Source organism: Burkholderia sp. E168m22, from assembly GCF_001319805.1.
GTDB classification, from domain to species: Bacteria; Pseudomonadota; Gammaproteobacteria; order Burkholderiales; family Burkholderiaceae; genus Burkholderia; species Burkholderia orbicola.
The window spans coordinates 58,525-76,838 of sequence record NZ_BBSK01000097.1 but is presented as its reverse complement, the minus strand read 5'-3'; the positions used below and the strand labels follow the sequence as shown (position 1 = coordinate 76,838).

17 protein-coding genes are annotated in these 18,314 nt (G+C 67.8%); 10 read left to right on the top strand and 7 right to left on the bottom strand.

The genetic code is table 11. The features are described 5' to 3' along the window. Window positions 1-34: 34 nt before the first annotated feature. The 4 genes from AP428_RS22190 (at window position 35) to AP428_RS22175 (ending at window position 1,739) form a co-directional block, all read left to right on the top strand. Window positions 35-388, top strand: coding sequence for a nuclear transport factor 2 family protein (locus AP428_RS22190; RefSeq protein ID WP_227746107.1), 354 nt, complete (start codon window positions 35-37; stop codon window positions 386-388). Further along, on the top strand, window positions 388-1,167 hold the full coding sequence (locus AP428_RS22185) for an SDR family oxidoreductase (protein WP_011548062.1): 780 nt from the start codon (window positions 388-390) through the stop codon (window positions 1,165-1,167). The genes AP428_RS22190 and AP428_RS22185 overlap by 1 nt, the downstream gene beginning before the upstream one ends. A gap of 28 nt (window positions 1,168-1,195) precedes the next feature. After that, window positions 1,196-1,411 (top strand): DNA-3-methyladenine glycosylase I, encoded by a 216-nt coding sequence (locus tag AP428_RS22180; protein WP_226292317.1) that lies wholly within the window; start codon window positions 1,196-1,198, stop codon window positions 1,409-1,411. A gap of 115 nt (window positions 1,412-1,526) precedes the next feature. Continuing rightward, complete coding sequence (locus AP428_RS22175) at window positions 1,527-1,739, top strand: hypothetical protein (protein WP_041489409.1); 213 nt, start codon at window positions 1,527-1,529, stop codon at window positions 1,737-1,739. A 61-nt stretch (window positions 1,740-1,800) separates the two neighbouring features. Here AP428_RS22175 and AP428_RS22170 read toward each other — a convergent pair whose 3' ends face one another. The 3 genes from AP428_RS22170 to AP428_RS22160 form a co-directional block, all read right to left on the bottom strand. Then, window positions 1,801-2,226, bottom strand: coding sequence for an NUDIX hydrolase (locus tag AP428_RS22170; RefSeq protein ID WP_011548059.1), 426 nt, complete (start codon window positions 2,224-2,226; stop codon window positions 1,801-1,803). 188 nt (window positions 2,227-2,414) lie between these two features. Next, complete coding sequence (locus AP428_RS22165; protein ID WP_011548058.1) at window positions 2,415-3,803, bottom strand: nucleobase:cation symporter-2 family protein; 1,389 nt, start codon at window positions 3,801-3,803, stop codon at window positions 2,415-2,417. A 264-nt stretch (window positions 3,804-4,067) separates the two neighbouring features. Next, window positions 4,068-5,027 carry a LysR family transcriptional regulator gene (locus AP428_RS22160; protein WP_041489408.1) on the bottom strand — a complete coding sequence of 320 codons (960 nt, stop codon included), beginning with the start codon at window positions 5,025-5,027 and terminating at the stop codon, window positions 4,068-4,070. Window positions 5,028-5,161: 134 nt separating this feature from the next. On the opposite strand from AP428_RS22160, the gene AP428_RS22155 reads away from it, so the two are divergent. From AP428_RS22155 to AP428_RS22145, 3 genes are all read left to right on the top strand, one after another. After that, window positions 5,162-5,881, top strand: a complete 720-nt coding sequence (locus AP428_RS22155) for an SDR family oxidoreductase (protein WP_011548056.1) — start codon at window positions 5,162-5,164, stop codon at window positions 5,879-5,881. A 243-nt stretch (window positions 5,882-6,124) separates the two neighbouring features. Further along, window positions 6,125-6,460 carry a putative quinol monooxygenase gene (locus AP428_RS22150; RefSeq protein ID WP_011548055.1) on the top strand — a complete coding sequence of 112 codons (336 nt, stop codon included), beginning with the start codon at window positions 6,125-6,127 and terminating at the stop codon, window positions 6,458-6,460. After that, window positions 6,457-7,614 (top strand): iron-containing alcohol dehydrogenase, encoded by a 1,158-nt coding sequence (locus tag AP428_RS22145; RefSeq protein ID WP_011548054.1) that lies wholly within the window; start codon window positions 6,457-6,459, stop codon window positions 7,612-7,614. Before AP428_RS22150 ends, AP428_RS22145 begins: the two co-directional genes overlap by 4 nt. Window positions 7,615-7,650: 36 nt before the next feature. On the opposite strand, the gene AP428_RS22140 is transcribed toward AP428_RS22145, so the two are convergent. Both AP428_RS22140 and AP428_RS22135 read right to left on the bottom strand, forming a co-directional pair. After that, window positions 7,651-8,814: an MFS transporter gene (locus tag AP428_RS22140; protein ID WP_011548053.1), complete on the bottom strand. Its 1,164-nt coding sequence runs from the start codon at window positions 8,812-8,814 to the stop codon at window positions 7,651-7,653. Between the two features lie 223 nt (window positions 8,815-9,037). Continuing rightward, a complete protein-coding gene (locus AP428_RS22135; protein ID WP_041489407.1) occupies window positions 9,038-11,218 on the bottom strand; it encodes an ornithine decarboxylase in 2,181 nt (726 codons plus the stop codon). Window positions 11,219-11,726: 508 nt separating this feature from the next. Here AP428_RS22135 and AP428_RS22130 point away from each other — a divergent pair. Further along, window positions 11,727-14,027, top strand: a complete 2,301-nt coding sequence (locus tag AP428_RS22130; protein ID WP_041489406.1) for an Orn/Lys/Arg decarboxylase N-terminal domain-containing protein — start codon at window positions 11,727-11,729, stop codon at window positions 14,025-14,027. Between the two features lie 65 nt (window positions 14,028-14,092). After that, entirely contained in the window at window positions 14,093-15,478 is a 1,386-nt protein-coding gene (gene potE / locus AP428_RS22125) for a putrescine-ornithine antiporter (RefSeq protein WP_011548049.1), read from the top strand. A gap of 3 nt (window positions 15,479-15,481) precedes the next feature. On the opposite strand, the gene AP428_RS22120 is transcribed toward potE, so the two are convergent. Beyond that, window positions 15,482-16,390, bottom strand: a complete 909-nt coding sequence (locus AP428_RS22120; protein ID WP_011548048.1) for a LysR family transcriptional regulator — start codon at window positions 16,388-16,390, stop codon at window positions 15,482-15,484. Between the two features lie 198 nt (window positions 16,391-16,588). Here AP428_RS22120 and AP428_RS22115 point away from each other — a divergent pair, with 198 nt between their 5' ends. Further along, entirely contained in the window at window positions 16,589-17,173 is a 585-nt protein-coding gene (locus AP428_RS22115) for a putative glycolipid-binding domain-containing protein (RefSeq protein ID WP_011548047.1), read from the top strand. A gap of 4 nt (window positions 17,174-17,177) precedes the next feature. Here AP428_RS22115 and AP428_RS22110 read toward each other — a convergent pair whose 3' ends face one another. Further along, the gene (locus AP428_RS22110) at window positions 17,178-18,170 is read right to left on the bottom strand and encodes a sulfonate ABC transporter substrate-binding protein (protein WP_011548046.1); all 993 of its coding nucleotides are present in this window, start codon (window positions 18,168-18,170) and stop codon (window positions 17,178-17,180) included. Between the last annotated feature and the right edge of the window lie 144 nt (window positions 18,171-18,314).

Sequence of the window (18,314 nt, the reverse complement as noted above, 5' to 3'; positions counted from 1 at the left end):
GTGGAATGGTTAGTCTATGACGAGAATGTCCGTCATGAAAGCCCATAGCGAGAACGCAAACATGACGCTGTTACTGCCAGACCCGATTCACGCCTATTTCGAATTCAGCAACGGCGCCGATACGCGTCGGGCCGCGCACTGCTTCACGCCGGATGCGGTCGTCGTCGACGAGGGCCGGACGCACCGGGGGCACGACGCGATCGAGTCGTGGAAACGCACGTCGCGCGAGCAATTCGAGTTCACGGTCGAGCCTGTCGCCGTCTCCCGGGATGGCGATCGCGTGACGGTCAGAGCCAGGGTCGACGGCAACTTCCCGGGAAGCCCGGTGCAACTCGATCACGTGTTTGATCTGGCCGGCGACCAGATCCGGTCTCTGGAGATCCACTGATGGCCATGACGCTGGAATTGCAGGGCAAGCGCGTCCTGGTGACGGGCGGGACGATGGGTGTCGGAAAGGCCGTCGTCGGCTTGTTCCGCGAACTCGGCGCGAAGGTACTCACCACCGCGCGCACGCCACCGGCCGATACGCCCGCCGACATCTTCGTCGCGGCGGATCTGGCGACCCTCGAGGGCTGTGAAGCAGTGGCCGAGGCCGTGATGGCCAACTTTGGCGGCGTCGACGTGATCGTCCACGTCGTGGGCGGTTCACGATCGCCTGCCGGAGGTTTCGCTGCATTGAGCGAAGATGCTTGGCAGGACGAACTGAACCTGAATCTCCTGCCCGCGGTTCGACTGGACCGCGCATTGTTGCCGGGCATGCTGGCACAACGCGCAGGGGTCGTCATTCACGTCACGTCGATCCAGCGCGCGCTTCCGTTGCCGGAATCGACCACGGCCTATGCGGCAGCGAAAGCGGGGCTTTCCACCTATAGCAAGAGCCTGTCGAAGGAAGTCTCGCCCAAGGGCATTCGCGTGATCCGTGTTGCGCCCGGGTGGATCGAAACCGAAGCGGCCGTCGCTTTCGCGGAACGGCTCGCCGAGCAGGCGGGAACCGACTATGAAGGCGGCAAGCAGATCATCATGGATTCGCTCGGCGGCATTCCGTTGGGACGGCCGTCGACGCCCGGCGAAGTGGCGAATCTGATCGCCTTCCTGGCGTCCCCGCGTGCCGCGTCGATTACCGGCGCCGAGTATGTGATCGATGGCGGCACGATTCCGACTGCGTGAGCATGCGAGTGGCCATCGCCAACGCTGGATGCAGCGCACGATCGACAAGCGACCCGTCACGCGATGCGAGTGGGCTGACGGCGACCCGCCGATGCAGGCGTATCACGACCGCGAATGGGGCGTCCCGGCACGCGGCGAATTGGGCCTGGTGGTCGGCAATCGCGTCATGGCCGACGATTCGCCCCACGTGTCCGGCGCAGAAACGGTGGTGCGGCACGTTACGACGCCGATCGCCGGAACTTGATCGGGAAAAGCACCAGAAGCTTGCGGATTTTGTTCCGGTTATAGTGGAATGACTGAAGGTAGACGCGGCGCTTTTTGCCGATACCGTTCAGGTCATGACTGTAGACGGGTGCTGTATGAAAAACACAATCGACAAGACCGCCGGACCGATCTGGGGCGTGGCAGCAGGATTGCTTCTTGCTGGGGCAGGATTGAGTCTGGGTATTTTCCCCGCGGCGTTGCGCAGCGCGGGCAGCGCAAACGACTTCATGGCGTCGGGCGCCGCGATGCTGGGCATCTTCCTCGTCGTCTATTCGACGCACGAACTGCGAAGAAAACGCTCGCACTGAGCGTTCGCGCGCCGCCGATTCGCGGCGATCGACGCGGGCCGACGGACGGCTCGGGCGTGCGCTACGTCTTGCGGATTTCGTGGTCGTAGACGAGTTCGACGATTCGCTTCGTCGGAATACTTGCGCGCAGGCGGTCGACACCGTCGATCGGAAACCACTTGCATTTCGCGATCTCGTTGCTCGCTTGCGGCGTCTGGTCCGGCCCGACTTCCGCGAAGAACACGTGGTGGATCTTCGCGAGCCCGGTGAACTGCATCGAGTACACCAGATCCTGGCCGGTCATGCCGGTTTCTTCGCACAATTCGCGATGCGCGGCTTCGAGCGGGGTTTCCCCACGCTTGATCGTGCCGCCGGGAAGGGCCCAGCGCGACGCCGCACGCGTGACGAGCAACACGCGCTCATCGCGATAGCAGACGACGGTCGCGCGTTCCTTGATCGGGACGGCACTCGTTTCGGGGGCGTGGTCGGGCGTGAGGATCAGGGGCATGCCGTGATTCTAACCAGCCCAAATCGATCGGCCAAGGCGGCCTGACCGGGTTTGACGATCAGCGCCCGGCCGGGGCGCTCCCGCGATGGCGACGGCCATGCCGCGCCGGCACCCGGAGGCCGGTGCCGGCCGGCGCGACGCACGGTGCGACCCATCCCGCGCACCGCGCCGTCGCGCGGTTCCTTCGATTACTTCTTTTCCGGCAGGAACCAGTTCATCACGAGCGCACAGATGCCGCCCGTCGCCACGCCCGATTCCAGCACGTTCTTCAGTGCATGCGGCAGGCTGTTCAGGATGTCCGGCACCTGCGACACGCCGAGGCCGAGCGCCAGCGACACCGCGATGATTAGCAGCGCGCGACGGTCGAGATGGACGCCCGCGAGAATGTTGATGCCCGACGCGGCCACCGCACCGAACATCACCATCGCCGCACCGCCGAGCACGGGCTCCGGCACGGCCTGCAGCACGCCGGCGACGACCGGGAACAGGCCGAGCACCACCAGCATGCCCGCGATCCAGATGCCGACGTGACGGCTCGCGACGCCGGTAATCTGGATCACGCCGTTGTTCTGCGCGAATACCGAGCTCGGGAACGTGTTGAACACGCCGGCCAGCAACGAGTTCGCACCGTTGACCAGCACGCCGCCCTTGATGCGCTGCATCCACACCGGCCCCTCGACCGGCTCGTTCGAGATCTTGCTGGTGGCCGTCACGTCGCCGATCGCTTCGAGCGACGTGACGAGGTAAATGATCAGCATCGGCACGAACAGCGCCCACGAGAAGCCGATGCCGAAGTGCAGCGGCGTCGGCACCTGGAACAGCGCGGCCTGGTGCATGCCGGTGAAATCGAGGCGGCCGAGGAACGCGGCCGCGAGGTAGCCGATCGCGAGCGCGATGACGAGCGCGGTGCTGCGCACCCAGACGACCGGCACGCGGTTCAGCAGGATGATCGTGCCGAGCACGAGGCCCGACAGTGTCAGGTTCTCCGCGCTCGCGAACGTGCCCTTGGCCATCGCGCCGTAGCCGCCGCCCATGCTGATGAGGCCGACCTTGATCAGCGTGAGGCCGATCAGCAGCACGACGATGCCGGTAACGAGCGGCGTGATCAGGCGCTTCACGAACGGCAGGATGCGCGACACGCCCATCTCCACGAATGACCCGCCGATCACGACGCCGAAGATCGCGGCCATCACGGTCTCGACCGGCGTGCCTTGCTTGACCATCAGGCTGCCGCCGGCGATCAGCGGGCCGACGAAGTTGAAGCTGGTGCCCTGGACGATCAGCAGGCCGGCGCCCAGCGGGCCGAAGCGCTTGCACTGCACGAAGGTGGCGATGCCGGAAATCACCAGCGACATCGACACGATCAGGGTCGTATCGCGGCTGGACACGCCGAGCGCCTGGCAGATCAACAGGCCGGGCGTGACGATCGGCACGATGATCGCCAGCAGGTGCTGGAGGGCGGCGACGAACGCGACCATCGGCGCCGGCCGGTCGTTCGGGCCGTAGACGAGGTCGCGGGCCGCTTCTGCGGCGTCGGCGCCATGGGAGGCGGAGGGGGCGGAGGAGGCGGGTTGCATGGCGAGCGGGCCGGACAAGGTGGAAAGTGCGGCATTTTAGCCGAAGGGGCCGCCGGCGCTGCCCGGCTGGGCCGCGATAGGGGGATTCGGCGGCGCGCGGAAAAGGCGTCCGATCGGCGCCCGGCGATCAGCGCGTCGACCGAGTGGCGATCGCGGTCCTGTCGGGCAACCGATTCACGAATGGCGAAATGCTGCCTATCGACGGCGGCGGCCGGCTGATCTGAGCCGCGCGACATCAACCAGCCGTCAGCCGGCGGCGCGTGTTTACTTGCCGCGCGCCGCTGTGCGTGGCGGCCGGGCATCCGGATACGCGCGCTGGCACACGGCGATGACCGTATCGCGCAGGCGGCGATGCACGGGGTCGCCGTGCATGCGCGGATGCCACAGCGCGGATACGAGGATCGCCGGCAGGCGGGCCGGGATCTCGAAACTGCGCAGCCCGAGGGCTTCGGTGAGCCCCTGCGAGCACGCGTTGCCGAGGCTCGAGCGCGGCACCAGCGCGATCAGGTCGGTGCTGGCCGCGACACGCATTGCGTCCGGGTAGCCTGGCACGACGACGTGCACGGCGGGGCCGTTGCCCGTGTTGGCGGTCGAATCGTCGACCAGCCCGCCGAAATCGCCGAGCTGGACCGCCATGACGTGGCGGCAGGCTGCATAGCGCGCGGGCGTGATCCGGGCCGACGCGAACAGCGGATGGCCGGCGCGCGCCACCGCGACGTGCCAGTCGTGAAAGAGCATGCGCGTGTGCAGCTCGGGTGCGTCGTCGCCGCGCTTGCCGATTTCGAGGTCGACCGTGCCGTCGCGCAGCGCTTGCGGATCGCGGTCGAGCTTCGGGACGAAGCGGATACGCACGCGCGGCGCGACGTCGCCGAGTGCGGCCACCACCGGGCCGGACAGCATTTCCATGAACGACGCGGCTGCCCGGATCGTGAACGTGGCCGTGAGCGTCGCGAGGTCGACGTCGGCCGTCGCCGGCCGGAGCACGGCGCGGGCGTCGCTCGTGACGGCATGCACGCGGTCGCGCAACGCGGCTGCATGCGGCGTCGGCACGAGCTTGCGTCCGGCGCGCACGAGCAACTGGTCGCCGGTGGCAGTGCGCAGCCGCGTGAGCGTGCGGCTCATCGCGGACGTGCTCAGGCCCAGCCGGCGCGCGGCGCCGGTCACGCTGGCTTCCGACAGCAGCGCGTCGAGCGCGGTGACGAGGTTCAGGTCGATGTCTTCCATGCGGACAGGATACGCCACTGTGCGGTTTGACATGGCGTTCGGTGCAACGATGGATTGCATCCGGTGCGTCTGGCGCCTGTCGTGGTGCCCGCCTATAGTGGGCGTATCACGAAACACGGCAAAGGCGAAAAACCATGCAATCGACTGAATCGAATCGACGAAACGCCCCCGCGATCCTCCTCGTCGCGGCGTCGCGCGGCCTCGGGCTGGCGATGGCGGAGGCATTCCTGAACAAGGGCTGGCACGTGACGGGCACGGTGCGCGAAGGATCGGGACGCACGAAGCTGCACGACCTGGCCGACCGGTTCGACGGCCGGCTCGAGATCGGCACGCTCGACATCTGCGAGCCCGCGCAACTGGCCGCGCTGCGCGAGCGCCTGTCGGGCCGGCGCTTCGACATGCTGTTCGTGAATGCCGGCACGACCAACGATCCGAATGAAACGATCGGCGAAGTGACGACCGACGAATTCGTGCGCGTGATGATCACGAATGCGCTGGCGCCGATGCGCGCGATCGAGACGCTGCAGGATCTCGTGCCCGACGACGGGTTGATCGGCGCAATGTCGTCGGGGCAGGGCAGCGTCGCGAACAACGTGACCGGAATGCGCGAGGTGTATCGCGGCAGCAAGGCCGCGCTGAACCAGTTCATGCGCAGCTTCGCGGCACGTCAGGCCGATACGCGCCGCGCGCTGGCGCTGATGGCGCCCGGCTGGGTCCGCACCGAACTCGGCGGACCCGATGCACGCCTGACCATCGAGGAGAGCGTGCCGAGCCTCGTCGACGTGCTGCTGGCGAAGCGGGCGCGGCCCGGGCTCGAATACCTCGACTATCTGGGACGCACGGTGCCCTGGTAAGCAGCGTGGTGGCGCAAGCGCGCGGCGGCCGGCCGGGCTCCGGCTCGCCGCGCGCTTGCCGTGAGGGACTGGGTTCGAGGTTTTCGCGGCCGGTCGCGGCACTGCGAAGGCCGTGCCGATTCAATACAATGCAACGACGCGTCAGTGATACGGTGCCGCCTCATCGCGTTTGAATCCATCCGGTTCATCGCGGATGGGGTGCGCTCCCGTCATGACGGGCTTGTGTCGAACCTGGAGCGCAGCATGAACGAACCCTACCTGCAGGTCATCGCGCATTACTTCGCGAAGCCCGGCAACGGCGACCGCGTGATCGAACTGCTCGCGGAACTCGCGCCGGCCACGCGGGCCGAGCCGAAGAATCTCGACTACGCGTATTTCCGGTCGCCGGAGCACCCCGACCACATCGTGATTCTCGAACGCTATCGCGACGCCGACGGCCTCGACGCGCATCGGGAAACGCCGCATTTCCAGCGGATCGGAATCGGGGCGATCATGCCGTTGCTCGATCGCCGCGACGTGTCCCGCTACATGGTGCAGCCGGACACCGGCACGGCGACGCCACCGGGAGGCACCCGATGAACCCGTTTCAATTCCGTACCGTTCCGACCCAGATCGTCGAATTCGGCGCCGCGCGCCGGCTCGGCGCGCTGTTGCGCGAACGCTTTCCGGCGCTCGTGCGGCTGTGCGTCGTCACCGATGCGTTCCTGCATCGCAGCGGCGTGCTCGCGCCCGCGCTGGAGAGCCTCGCCGCGCATGGCTGGCAGGTCACCGTGATCGACGACGTGATCGCCGATCCGCCCGAGCACGTGGTGCTCGAAGCCACCGCGCGGGCCGTCGCGGCCGATGCCGAGATCGTGCTCGGGCTCGGCGGCGGCTCGTCGATGGACGTCGCGAAGCTGATCGCGGTGCTCGCGCCGGGGCAGCAGGCGCTGGCCGACATGTACGGCGTCGACAAGGTCGCGAGCGCGCGGCTGCCGCTCGTGCAGATGCCGACCACGGCCGGCACGGGCTCCGAGGTCACGGCCGTGTCGATCGTCACGGTCGGCGAGGCGCGCAAGATGGGGGTCGTGTCGCCGCATCTGTTCGCGGACGTCGCGATCCTCGACGCGGAACTCACGCTCGGCCTGCCGCGCGCGGCGACGGCCGCCACCGGCATCGACGCGATGGTGCATGCGATCGAGGCGTACACGTCCGCGCGGCTGAAGAATCCGGTGTCCGACATGCTGGCCACGCACGCGCTGACGCTGCTGTCGCGCAACCTGCTGCCCGCCTGCGACGACGGCCGGAACCGGCACGCGCGCGAAGCGATGCTGGTCGGCGCGATGTTCGCGGGGCAGGCGTTCGCGAATGCGCCGGTCGCGGCCGTGCACGCGCTGGCTTATCCCGTGGGCGGGATCTTCCATGTGCCGCACGGGCTGTCGAATGCGCTGGTGCTGCCGCACGTGCTGCGCTTCAATGCGCCGGCCGCCGCGCCGCTGTATGCGGAACTGGCGGCCATCGCCGCGCCGTCGGCCACGGGCAGCGACGAAGCGAAAACGCACGCGCTGATCGCCGAGATCGACCGGCTGATCGTCGCGACGGGCATTCCGCGCACGTTGCGGGAGGTCGGTATCGGCGAGGCCGACCTGCCGAGGATGGCGTCGGACGCAATGCTGCAGACGCGCCTGCTCGTGAACAATCCGCGCGAGGTGACCGAGGCCGACGCGCTGGAGATTTACCGGCAGGCGTGGTGATGCGGCGAGCGGGCGTGGCGCGTCGCCCGGCACGATTCAAGACGCGCGCACGGCCTGCCGAGTGGGCCGTGCCGCGACCCACGCGCATGCCAGCGCGACGGCCACCAGCACGCAGCCGGCCGACGGTGTAACGAGCAGCGCACCGTGCCCGACGAGCACGCCGCCGAGCGCCGATCCGAGCGCGACGCCCGCATGCATCGCCGATACGTTGAGGCCGACGCTCGCATCGGCCAGCGTCGGCCCGGTGTGAATCAGATAGTTCTGCACGATCGGCGAGATCGACCAGCTGATGCCGCCCCACAGCATCATCGCGGGGACGAACACGAGCGGCGACGCACCGGCCGCCGGCAGCGCGGCCATCGCAATGAGAAACACGGCAGGGCATGCGCACAGCGCGCGCGCTGCGCCGAGCCGATCCGAGCAGAACCCGCCGAGCCACGCACCGGTCACGCCGGCCATCCCGAACGCAACGTACAAGCCTTCGAGCGCCGCCGCGCCGGGCGACAGCACGGCCTGCAGATACGGCGTGAGATACGCGAACAGCGTGAAATGGCCGCCGATCATTGCGATCGACACACATTGCGCGGCGAGCAATCGCGGTTGCGACAGCACGGCGCGATACGACGGCATGCCGGGCGTGCCGGCCGCGGCAGGCGTCATGCGCGGCAGCCCACGCGCGAGCCAGATCCCGAGCGGCAGCGCGGCCACCGCGATCGACACGAACACCGCGCGCCAGCCGGCCCATTCGGCGATGCGCATCCCGATCGGCACGCCGAGCACGAGCGATGCGCTGATCCCCATGAAGACGATGCCGATCGCACGGCCGCGTTGCGACACCGGCGCGAGTTCCGCCGCGAACCGCGTCGCGACGAGGATCAGCGTCGCGCAGCTCGCGGCCATCAGCACGCGCGCGGCGAACAGGCTCGCATAGCCGGGGCTTGCGGCGGCGCACAGGTTCGCGGCCGCGAACGCGCCGAGCGCTGCGAGCAGCGCGGTGCGCCGTTCGACCCGTGCGACGAACGAGGCCGCCACCAGCGCGGCGAGCGCGAACACGGCGGAGAAGATCGTGGTGAGCTGTCCGGCAGCGGCGATCGAGACGTGAAGGCCGGCGGAGATCGCCGGCAGGATGCCGACGCAGATGTTTTCGGCAACGCCGGCCAGGAACACGGCGGCGGCCAGCAGATACACGCGAACGTCCAACGCAAACCCCTCCTGTACGCGCGATGCGACGGCGCCGGGCAGGGGCGCGGCCGCATCGGATCGAATCGACGGATGGGTTTCGACGCGAGGCTTCGGTTATCCCGGAAAGGAGGACGGTACCGCACGGTCGGAACGCGCGCAAGTGCCGGCGCGCGGTCGTGGCGGCGCCGGGCGGCGGATGCGAAGAACAGGACGGTGGGCGGCACGCCGCCGCCCACCGCGCTTACATGCGCGACGCGTCGGCGCCGGCCGCGACCACGTAGGCCGACGCCTGCTTCGTGCCGTCCGGCTTCGTCTGCAGGTACACGCCCTGGATTTCCGGCTCGAAGCCCGGCAGTGCGTTGATCCCGGCTTCGAGCGCGCGGAAGTAGTCGAGCGCCGGGCCGCCCCACGCTTCGCCGGGCACCACGCAGAAGATGCCGGGCGGATAGGGCAGCGCGCCTTCGGTCGCGATCCGGCCTTCGATGCGCTCGAGCGTGACGAGCTCGACGTTGTTGCGGATCAGCTCGGCATTCGCGGCCTGCGGCAGCATCGCCTGCTTCGGGAACTGCGCGCGCCGGAACATCTGTTTCTGCAGGTGCTTCATGTCGTGGCTGCGGTAGAAGTCGTGCATGCGCTGGCATAGCTGCCGCAGGCGCATCGTGCCGTACAGCTCCGGATATGCTTCGCACAGCGACGGAATCGCTTCGCGCAGCGGTGTGTCCTGGTCGAGATGGCGCTCGAACTGCGCGAGGTGCGCGACCAGATGCTGCAGCTTGCCGAAGCTTTCCGACGGCGTGAGCAGGAACAGGATCGTGTACAGGTCGGCCTTCTCGGGCACGACGCCGTGCTCGCGCAGGTAGCGCGCGAGGATCGGCGCCGGCGCGCCGAACGGCGCGTATTCGTGCGTGTCGCGATCGATGCCTGGCGTGGTCAGCAGCAGCTTGCACGGATCGACGAAATACTGGTCGTCCGCATAGCCTTCGAAGCCGTGCCACGTGTCGGCCGGATGGAAGCGGAAGAAACGCAGGTCGTCGACGATCTGCTCGGTCGGATAGTCGGCCCACGGGCGGCCATCGATCTCTTGCGGGACGAACGGACGGATCTGCCGGCAGGTTTTCAGCAGCAGCTTGCGCGCGTCGACGCCGTGTGCGACGCAGTCGCGCCACAGGCGCTTGCCGGCCGGGCCCGCATGCATCTGCGCGTTGACGTCGAGCGCCGCGAACATCGGGTAGAACGGGCTCGTCGACGCGTGGATCATGTACGCGTTGTTGAAGCGCCGGTGATCGCAGAAACGCTTCTGGCCTTCGATGTGGCGATCCTTCTTGTGGATCTGCGACGTCTGCGAGAAGCCGGCCTGTTGCTTGTGTACCGACTGCGTGACGAAGATGCCGGGATCGTCGGGGCCGAGCGTGAGCATCAGCGGCGAGCAGTCCTGCATCATCGGAATGAACTGCTCGTAGCCGACCCACGCCGAATCGAACAGGATGTAGTCGCACAGATGCCCGATCCGGTCGACGATTTCGCGTGCGTTGTAGATCGTGCCGTCGTAGGTGCCGAGCTGGATCACCGCGAGCCGGAACGGGCGCGGCAGGTCGGCGCGCTCGGGCGCGACGTCGCGGATCGCGTCGCGAATGCGCGCTTCGCCGAGCGCCGCGCTGTCGACGCCGCCGATGAGGCCCCACGCGTTGCGCGCGGTCTCGAGGTAGACCGGCCGCGCACCGGACAGCACGAGCGCGCCGAGGTGCACCGACTTGTGGTTGTTGCGGTCGAACAGCACGAGATCGTCGGGCGCGAGCAGCGCGCTCGTGACGACCTTGTTCGACGTCGACGTGCCGTTCAGTACGAACCAGGTCTTGTCCGCGTTGTAGATCCGTGCGGCGTTGCGCTGCGCTTCCAGCGCGGGCCCTTCGTGGATCAGCAGGTCGCCGAGCCGGACGTCCGCGTTGCAGAGGTCCGCGCGAAACAGCGTCTCGCCGAAGAAGTCGAAGAACATCCGGCCGAGCGGATGGTTCGAGAAGAACTGGCCGCCCTGATGGCCCGGGCAGTCGAATTCGACGTAGCCGCGCTGCACGTAGTCGCGCATGACCTTGAAGAACGGCGGCAGCAGGTTCTCGCTGTAGATGTCGGCGGCGGCGGAGATCTGCCGGCCGTAGTAATGGCGGCCGCCGTGCCGGAGCTGGATCACGCCGCTCGCGCGCGGCAGGACCGACGGCGGCACTTCCTGGTCGGGCTCGACCGCGACGAAGAACGGAATCGCGAAACCGGTTCTCTCGACGGTTTTCAGCACCTTTTCCGCGGCATCGATGCCGACGACGATGGCCGCGATATTCGTGAAATCGGTCTGAAATACGTCGACCTGTTCATGCGTGGTGAGAAAGGCGCCGATCAGCGCCGGCTCGACTGCGATTTTCAACAGGCTCACGCGAACTCTCCGGTAAATGACCTGAAACGGGAGCCGCATTCGCGCCGGGACGCAATCGTGAACCGATACGCGCTACAGCCGATTGAAAACGGTCCCGCGAATGCTGAATGCCGATTGCGCATTGCACCTGAAAGCCTTGCGCGGCGCGGCACGAGCGCGATGGGGCAAGGCCCGGCGCAGCCGATCGTAGCAACAAAAGCACGCGGATTCAATCGATCGGAATCAGCAATTCCATGGCGGCATGAGCATGATCAAGTCATCGGGAATTGGCGTGCTGCAGCGCACATAAAAATGATCCAATGATGAAAATCCGATTCGAAAGGGCCGATTGTTTCACCGAATCGTCGGCTTCTCATCGAAAGGCATCCATGGCATAGTCGGCTCCGAACTGGATGGCGAATCAAGCCGGAATTGCGCGCGTCTCATGCCGCTGCCCGTGACTGCTTCCCGCGTGCTCGTGAGACGAACGATACCAATCGAAGAGCAACGCAACAGCGAGGGCAACATCATGAATACTTCCGTCGGCGGCATTCGCCGTCTCGGCATGCGTGCGCTACTGGTCGACGACGAGATCGCGCAGGAAACCGCGACCGGGCGCGCGGTCCGCACGCTGAGCGCGGAGCTCGCGCAACGCGGTGTCGACGTGCTGACGGCCACGTCCGCCGACGATGCCATCGTGCTGATCCGCTCCGATCCGTCGATCCAGTGCGTGCTGCTCGACTGGGATCTCGGCGTGGACGGTCACGGGCCGTCCGAGGCGGTGGTCGACGCGATCCGGCATCGCAACGGCAGCGTGCCGATCTTCCTGCTGGCCGACCGCAGCGTCGCGTCGACGGTACCGGCCGCGGTGATGGGCAAGGTCGACGATTTCGTGTGGCTGCTCGAGGATACGGCCGACTTCATCGGCGGGCGCATTCACGCGGCGATCGAGCGCTATCGCTCGACCGTGCTGCCGCCGATGTTCGGCGCGCTCGCGAAGTTCTCGCGCGTCTACGAATACTCGTGGCATACGCCGGGCCACACCGGCGGCACCGGCTTCCTGAAATCGCCGGTCGGCCGCGCGTTCTTCGAATACTTCGGCGAATCGCTGTTCCGCTCGGACCTGTCGATCTCGGTGGGCGAACTCGGCTCGCTGCTCGACCACTCGGGCCCGATCGGCGAAAGCGAGCGCTACGCGGCGCGCGTGTTCGGTGCGCATCGCACGTATCACGTGACGAACGGCTCGTCGACGTCGAACCGCATCATCCTGATGGCGAGCGTGAGCCGCGACCAGATCGCGCTGTGCGACCGCAACTGCCACAAGTCGGCCGAGCACGCGATGACGATGTCGGGCGCGATTCCGACCTACCTCGTGCCGACGCGCAACCGCTACGGGATCATCGGGCCGATCGCGCCGGAGCGCCTCACGCAGGTGGCGATCCGCGAGGCGATCGCATCGAACCCGCTCGCGGCCGGGCTGGCCGATCGCCAGCCGAAGCACGCGATCGTCACGAACTCGACGTACGACGGTCTTTGCTACAACGTGACGCGCGTCGAGGAACTGCTCGGCGCGAGCGTCGACCGGCTGCACTTCGACGAAGCGTGGTACGGCTACGCGCGTTTCAATCCGATCTACCGCGACCGCCATGCGATGCACGGCGACCCGCGCGACCACCACAAGGATCGGCCGACGGTGTTCGCGACGCAGTCGACGCACAAGCTGCTGACCGCGCTGTCGCAGGCGTCGTACATCCACGTGCGCGACGGCCGCAGCCCGATTCCGCATGGCCAGTTCAACGAAACGTTCATGATGCACGCGTCGACGTCGCCGAACTACGCGATCATCGCGTCGAACGACGTCGCGGCCGCGATGATGGACGGCCCCGGCGGCGCCGCGCTGACGCGCGAGTCGATCGAGGAGGCCGTCGCGTTCCGGCAGATGATCGCGCGGATGAACGGCGAATTCGGCGCGAAGGGAGACTGGTTCTTCGAATGCTGGCAGCCCGACACCGTGCTCGAGGCACGCACGGGCCGCACGCTGCCGTTCCACGAAGCGCCGCCCGAGCTGCTCGCGAGCGACCCGGCGTGCTGGGTGCTGCGCCCCGGTGCGCAATGGCACGGCTTCGGCAATCTCGAGGACGGCTATTGCATGCTCGACCCGATCAAGGTGTCGATCGTCACGCCGGGCGTGGCGCCGGCCGGCGGCCTGATGCCGGTCGGTATCCCGGCGAGCGTCGTCACCGCATATCTCGATGCGCGCGGGATCGTCGTCGAGAAGACGACCGATTTCACGATCCTGTTCCTGTTCTCGATCGGTATCACGAAGGGCAAGTGGGGCTCGCTCGTCAGCGCGCTGTGCGATTTCAAGCGCGACTATGACGCGAACCTGCCGCTCGACATGGCGATTCCGTCGCTCGCGAAGGAGCATGGCGCGCGCTATGCGGGCATGGGGCTGAAGGATCTGGCCGACACGATGTTCGCGGCGATGGAGCAGCTGGGCACGACGCGCCTGATGTCGGAGGCGTTCTCGATCCTGCCGAAGCCGGAGATGAGCCCGGTGCATGCGTACGAGCACCTCGTGCAGGGCCGCGTCGAGCAGGTCACGCTCGACGAGCTGGCCGGGCGCACGGTGGCCACCGGCGTCGTGCCGTATCCGCCGGGTATTCCGCTGTTGATGCCGGGCGAGAGCGCGGGGCCGGCCGGCGGCCCGGTGCTCGGCTACCTGAAGGCGCTCGAGGCGTACGACCGGCGTTTTCCCGGATTCGCGCACGACACGCACGGCGTGGAGGTCGAGGACGGCACGTACCGTGTGTACTGCCTGACCGCCTGACACCCGACCGGGCGAACGAACGAGCGACCGGCCGCACGGCGGCCTCACATCGAAGGATCGACACCATGGAAAACGCAGCGCACCTGGCCGACGCAGCCCCGGCGGCCGCGCAGAAGCACCGGATGAACGTCTGGCAGCTCACCGTTCTCACCGCGGTCAACATGATGGGCTCCGGCATCATCCTGCTGCCGTCGAAGCTCGCGCAGGTCGGCACGATCTCGCTGCTATCGTGGATCGTCACGGCCGGCGGCTCGCTCGCGCTGGCCTATGCGTTCGCGCGCTGCGGGATGCTGAGCCGCAAGCCGGGCGGGATGGGCGGCTACGCGGAGTACGCGTTCGGCAAGGCCGGCAACTACATGGCGAACTATACGTACGGGCTGTCGCTCGTGATCGCCAACGTCGCGATCGGCGTCACGGCGGTCGGCTACGGCACCGTGCTGTTCGACGCGACGCTGTCGCCGCTGCAGACGGGCCTGTGGACGATCTTCCTGCTCGTGCTGACGACGGTCGCGAATTTCGGCGGCTCGCGCATCACCGGCCGGATCGGCGCGGTGACGGTGTGGGGCGTGATCATTCCGGTCGTCGTCGTGTCGCTGATCGGCTGGTTCTGGTTCAGCGGCGCAACCTGGGGCGCCGCGTGGAATCCGAACCACATGCCGTTCGGGCCCGCCGTCGGCAGCTCGATCGCGGTGACGCTGTGGGCGTTCCTCGGGCTCGAATCGGCGTGCGCGAACTCGGACGCCGTCGAGAATCCGGAGCGCAACGTGCCGATCGCCGTGCTCGGCGGCACGATCGCGTCGGCGATCTTCTACATCGTGTCGACCAACGTGATCGCGGGGATCGTGCCGAATGCGATTCTCGCGAAGTCGAACGCGCCGTTCGGCATCGCGTTCGCGACGATGTTCACGCCGACCGTCGGCACGATCGTCACCGCGCTGATGGTGATCGCGTGCATCGGCTCGCTGCTCGGCTGGCAGTTCACGGTCGCGCAGGTGTTCAAGAGCTCGGCGGACGTCGGCTACTTCCTGCCGGTGTTCGCCCGCGCGACGCGCACCGGCACGCCGATCGTCGGCATGGTGATCCTGCTGGTCGCGCAGGTCGCGCTGGCGCTGATGACGATCAGCCCCGAGCTGAGCAGCCAGTTCCAGAAGATCGTCGATCTCGCGGTCGTCACGAACCTGGTGCCTTACGTGATGTCGATGGCCGCGCTGATCACGATCCAGAAGGTCGCGAAGGTGCCGCCGGGCAAGGCGCTCGTGACGAACGTGATCGCGATGGTCGCGACCGCATACAGCTTCTACGCGCTGTTCAGCTCGGGCGAGCAGGCGCTGATGCTCGGCGGCCTGTGCGTGTTCCTCGGCTGGACGCTGTTCGGCTTCGTCAGCGCGCGCTTCTACCAGATGGAAGTCGACGCGCACGTGAAGGAGCCGGGGAAGTCGCTGCAGGCGTGACGGCTAGCGCTGACCTTGCGTCAGCAGCGGCGGGAGTTCGCTTTTCAGCAGATCGACGACGGCACGCACGCGCGGCGGCAGCGGCCGTTGCGCGTGCACCAGCACGTTGAGCGCGAAGTCGGGGACGTCGTAGTGCGGCAGCAGGCGCACGAGCCGGCCGTGCGCGAGCGCGTCGGCGCAAGCCGGGTGCTGGACCACGCCGATGCCGCCTCCCGCCGCGATCGTGTCGAACATCGGGCGCCAGTGGCTCGCGGTCATGACGGTGCGGATGCGTGCGTATTCGACTGCGCCGCCGTCGTGCCGCAGCGGCACCTGTTCGTTCGCGAACACGCCTTTCACGCGGATGAACGGATGGTTCGCGAGATCGGCCTTCGTATCGATCGGGCCGTGCCGCTCGAGATACGACGGCGCGGCCACGAGCATGCGGCCAACCGCGCCGAGTGCGTACGCGACGAATCCGCCATCGCCGAGCTGGCCGACCCGGATCGAAATGTCGACGCCCTCGGTGACCGGATCGACGATATCGTCGTTCAGCACGAGGTCGATGTGCAGCTTCGGATACGCGGTGCGGATCTGCATCAGCACGCCCGGCAGCACGACCTCGCCGAAACATTGCGGCGCCGCGAGCCGGATCGTGCCGTCGAGCGCATGCGCCGTCTTCGACACCGACGCAACGGCCAGCTCGGCCGCTTCGAGCAGCGCCTTGCTGCGTTCGTAGAAAATCCGGCCTTCCTCCGTGCACGCGAGGGTGCGTGCACTGCGCATCAGCAGCCGCGTGCCGAGATGCTTTTCGAGCTTCTCGATGCGCTCGCTGACGGCCGGTTGGCCCATGTCGAGATCCCGCGCCGCGCCGGACATCGTGCCGCGCTCCACGACCCTCACGTAGATGCGCATCGTCGCCAACAAGTCCATGAAGTCGCGCCTCGTGTCTTCCGGTTCGATTTTTACCGATCGACGGATGGTACCAAAGCGGTGGAGGGACGATGGTGTGCGTTGGGCCGATACTGACTATCGGCCAGTGCGTTCATGGCGCCGCCGAGGCCGCGTGCGTTCATTCGCACGGTGAGCGAAAATCGGCCTTCTTCCGCGCGACCCGACAGGAGCCCCGACATGACGCAACGCAATGAAGCCCGACGCACGCACTGCGTTGCCTGGCAGATCGTGCAGACGTGGCAGGCGGCCGAATGGTGCCGGCTCGACGCGTCGCAAACGGGCATCGCGCTGTCGGGGGCGGTGACGGGCGCGCTCGATGGCACGCCGTTCCGGATCGACTACGCGATCGCATGCGGCGCCGACTGGCTCACCCGTTCGGCGCGCGTGACGCATCGGACCGGCACGGCGCCGCCACGGCAATGGGACATCGCATGCGACGCGGGGCAGTGGACGATCGACGGCGTCGATGCCCCGATGCTCGCAGGCGCGACCGACATCGATCTCGGCTTCAGCCCGTCGACCAATACGCTGCCGATCCGGCGGCTGGGGCTCGCCGTCGGCGAATCGGCCGCGATCCGCACCGCGTGGCTGCGTTTTCCCGACTTCGACATCGTGCGCGGCGAGCAGCGCTATACGCGCACGGCGCCGCACGTGTATCGCTACGAGAGCGGCACGTATGCGGCCGACATCGAAATCGACGACGCGGGCCTCGTCACCGACTACGACGAATGGCGGCGCGTCGGCGCGGCGTCTGCGTCGTGACGGATCAGCGCGCGCTGGCGACCGACAGCTTGCCCGGAATCAGCTTCAGCGTGGTGAACGCGTCGGCGATGCTCTGCTGGTACGCGACCGTCGCGTCGGTGATCGGCTGCACGCCGTAGCCGGCGCGCTTGAGCGCGACTTCGAGCGTCGGCGCATCGAGGCCGACGAGCGGCGACAGTTGCGCGGCCACCTCGGGCACGTGATCGCGCGCCCAGCGATCGACCGCGTCGACTTCGTCGAGCAGCGCGCGCAGCACCTGCGGGTGGGCGGCCGCGTACTTGCGTGCGGCGAGGTAGTACTGCGTGTTGCGCACGAGCCCTTCGCCATTCGCGACCACGCGCGCGCCGAGCTGCCGTTCGGCGGCGGCCAGATACGGATCCCAGATCACCCACGCATCGACGCTGCGCTGCACGAACGCGGCGCGCGCGTCGGCCGGGGTCAGGTAGATCGGCTGGATGTCGGCATACGTGAGGCCCGCATGCTCGAGCGCCTTCACCAGCAGGTAATGGACGTTCGAGCCCTTGTTGAACGCGACCTTCTTGCCGCGCAGTTGCGCGAGGGTGCGGATCGGCGAATCGGGCAGCACGACGATCGCCTCGCCCTGCGGCGCGGGCGGCTCGTTGCCGATGTAGACGAAATCGACGCCCGCGGCCTGCGCGAAGATCGGCGGGGTTTCGCCGACCGTGCCCACGTCGATCGCGCCGGCGTTCAGCCCTTCGAGCAGTTGCGGGCCGGCCGGGAATTCGAGCCATTGCACCGTGACGCCCTGGCTCGCCAGACGCTTCTCGAGCGTGCCGCGCGCCTTGAGCACGACGAAGTTGCCGTATTTCTGGAAGCCGATGCGCAGCCGCGTGCCGCTGTCGTCGGCCCGGGCGGCTGCGGCCGCGAGCGGTCCGAGCGCGAGCCCGGCCAGCCCGGCGGCCGCGCCGTGCAGCCACTGGCGGCGGCGCGGGTTCACCGGGGTCGTTTCAAGGTCTGCGTGCGGTGTGTCGTTCATTAGGGCGTGTTCACGGGTCGCGCGCGAAGGTGGCGCGGGCGCAGGGCCGGGCCGGATGCGGGCGACGCGCGCAACGGGCCGGCCCACGCCGGAGTCGAGACGATACGGCCCGGCGGGACGACGGCCAACCAATGAATCCGCATA

What these genes read in the sequence shown, in the direction of transcription:
- AP428_RS22190 (WP_227746107.1), top strand. Translation starts at nt 35, where the DNA reads ATGAAAGCCCATAGCGAGAACGCAAACATGACGCTGTTACTGCCAGAC.
- AP428_RS22185 (WP_011548062.1), top strand. Translation starts at nt 388, where the DNA reads ATGGCCATGACGCTGGAATTGCAGGGCAAGCGCGTCCTGGTGACGGGC.
- AP428_RS22180 (WP_226292317.1), top strand. Translation starts at nt 1,196, where the DNA reads ATGCAGCGCACGATCGACAAGCGACCCGTCACGCGATGCGAGTGGGCT.
- AP428_RS22175 (WP_041489409.1), top strand. Translation starts at nt 1,527, where the DNA reads ATGAAAAACACAATCGACAAGACCGCCGGACCGATCTGGGGCGTGGCA.
- AP428_RS22170 (WP_011548059.1), bottom strand. Translation starts at nt 2,226, where the DNA reads ATGCCCCTGATCCTCACGCCCGACCACGCCCCCGAAACGAGTGCCGTC.
- AP428_RS22165 (WP_011548058.1), bottom strand. Translation starts at nt 3,803, where the DNA reads ATGCAACCCGCCTCCTCCGCCCCCTCCGCCTCCCATGGCGCCGACGCC.
- AP428_RS22160 (WP_041489408.1), bottom strand. Translation starts at nt 5,027, where the DNA reads ATGGAAGACATCGACCTGAACCTCGTCACCGCGCTCGACGCGCTGCTG.
- AP428_RS22155 (WP_011548056.1), top strand. Translation starts at nt 5,162, where the DNA reads ATGCAATCGACTGAATCGAATCGACGAAACGCCCCCGCGATCCTCCTC.
- AP428_RS22150 (WP_011548055.1), top strand. Translation starts at nt 6,125, where the DNA reads ATGAACGAACCCTACCTGCAGGTCATCGCGCATTACTTCGCGAAGCCC.
- AP428_RS22145 (WP_011548054.1), top strand. Translation starts at nt 6,457, where the DNA reads ATGAACCCGTTTCAATTCCGTACCGTTCCGACCCAGATCGTCGAATTC.
- AP428_RS22130 (WP_041489406.1), top strand. Translation starts at nt 11,727, where the DNA reads ATGAATACTTCCGTCGGCGGCATTCGCCGTCTCGGCATGCGTGCGCTA.
- potE (WP_011548049.1), top strand. Translation starts at nt 14,093, where the DNA reads ATGGAAAACGCAGCGCACCTGGCCGACGCAGCCCCGGCGGCCGCGCAG.
- AP428_RS22120 (WP_011548048.1), bottom strand. Translation starts at nt 16,390, where the DNA reads ATGGACTTGTTGGCGACGATGCGCATCTACGTGAGGGTCGTGGAGCGC.
- AP428_RS22115 (WP_011548047.1), top strand. Translation starts at nt 16,589, where the DNA reads ATGACGCAACGCAATGAAGCCCGACGCACGCACTGCGTTGCCTGGCAG.
- AP428_RS22110 (WP_011548046.1), bottom strand. Translation starts at nt 18,170, where the DNA reads ATGAACGACACACCGCACGCAGACCTTGAAACGACCCCGGTGAACCCG.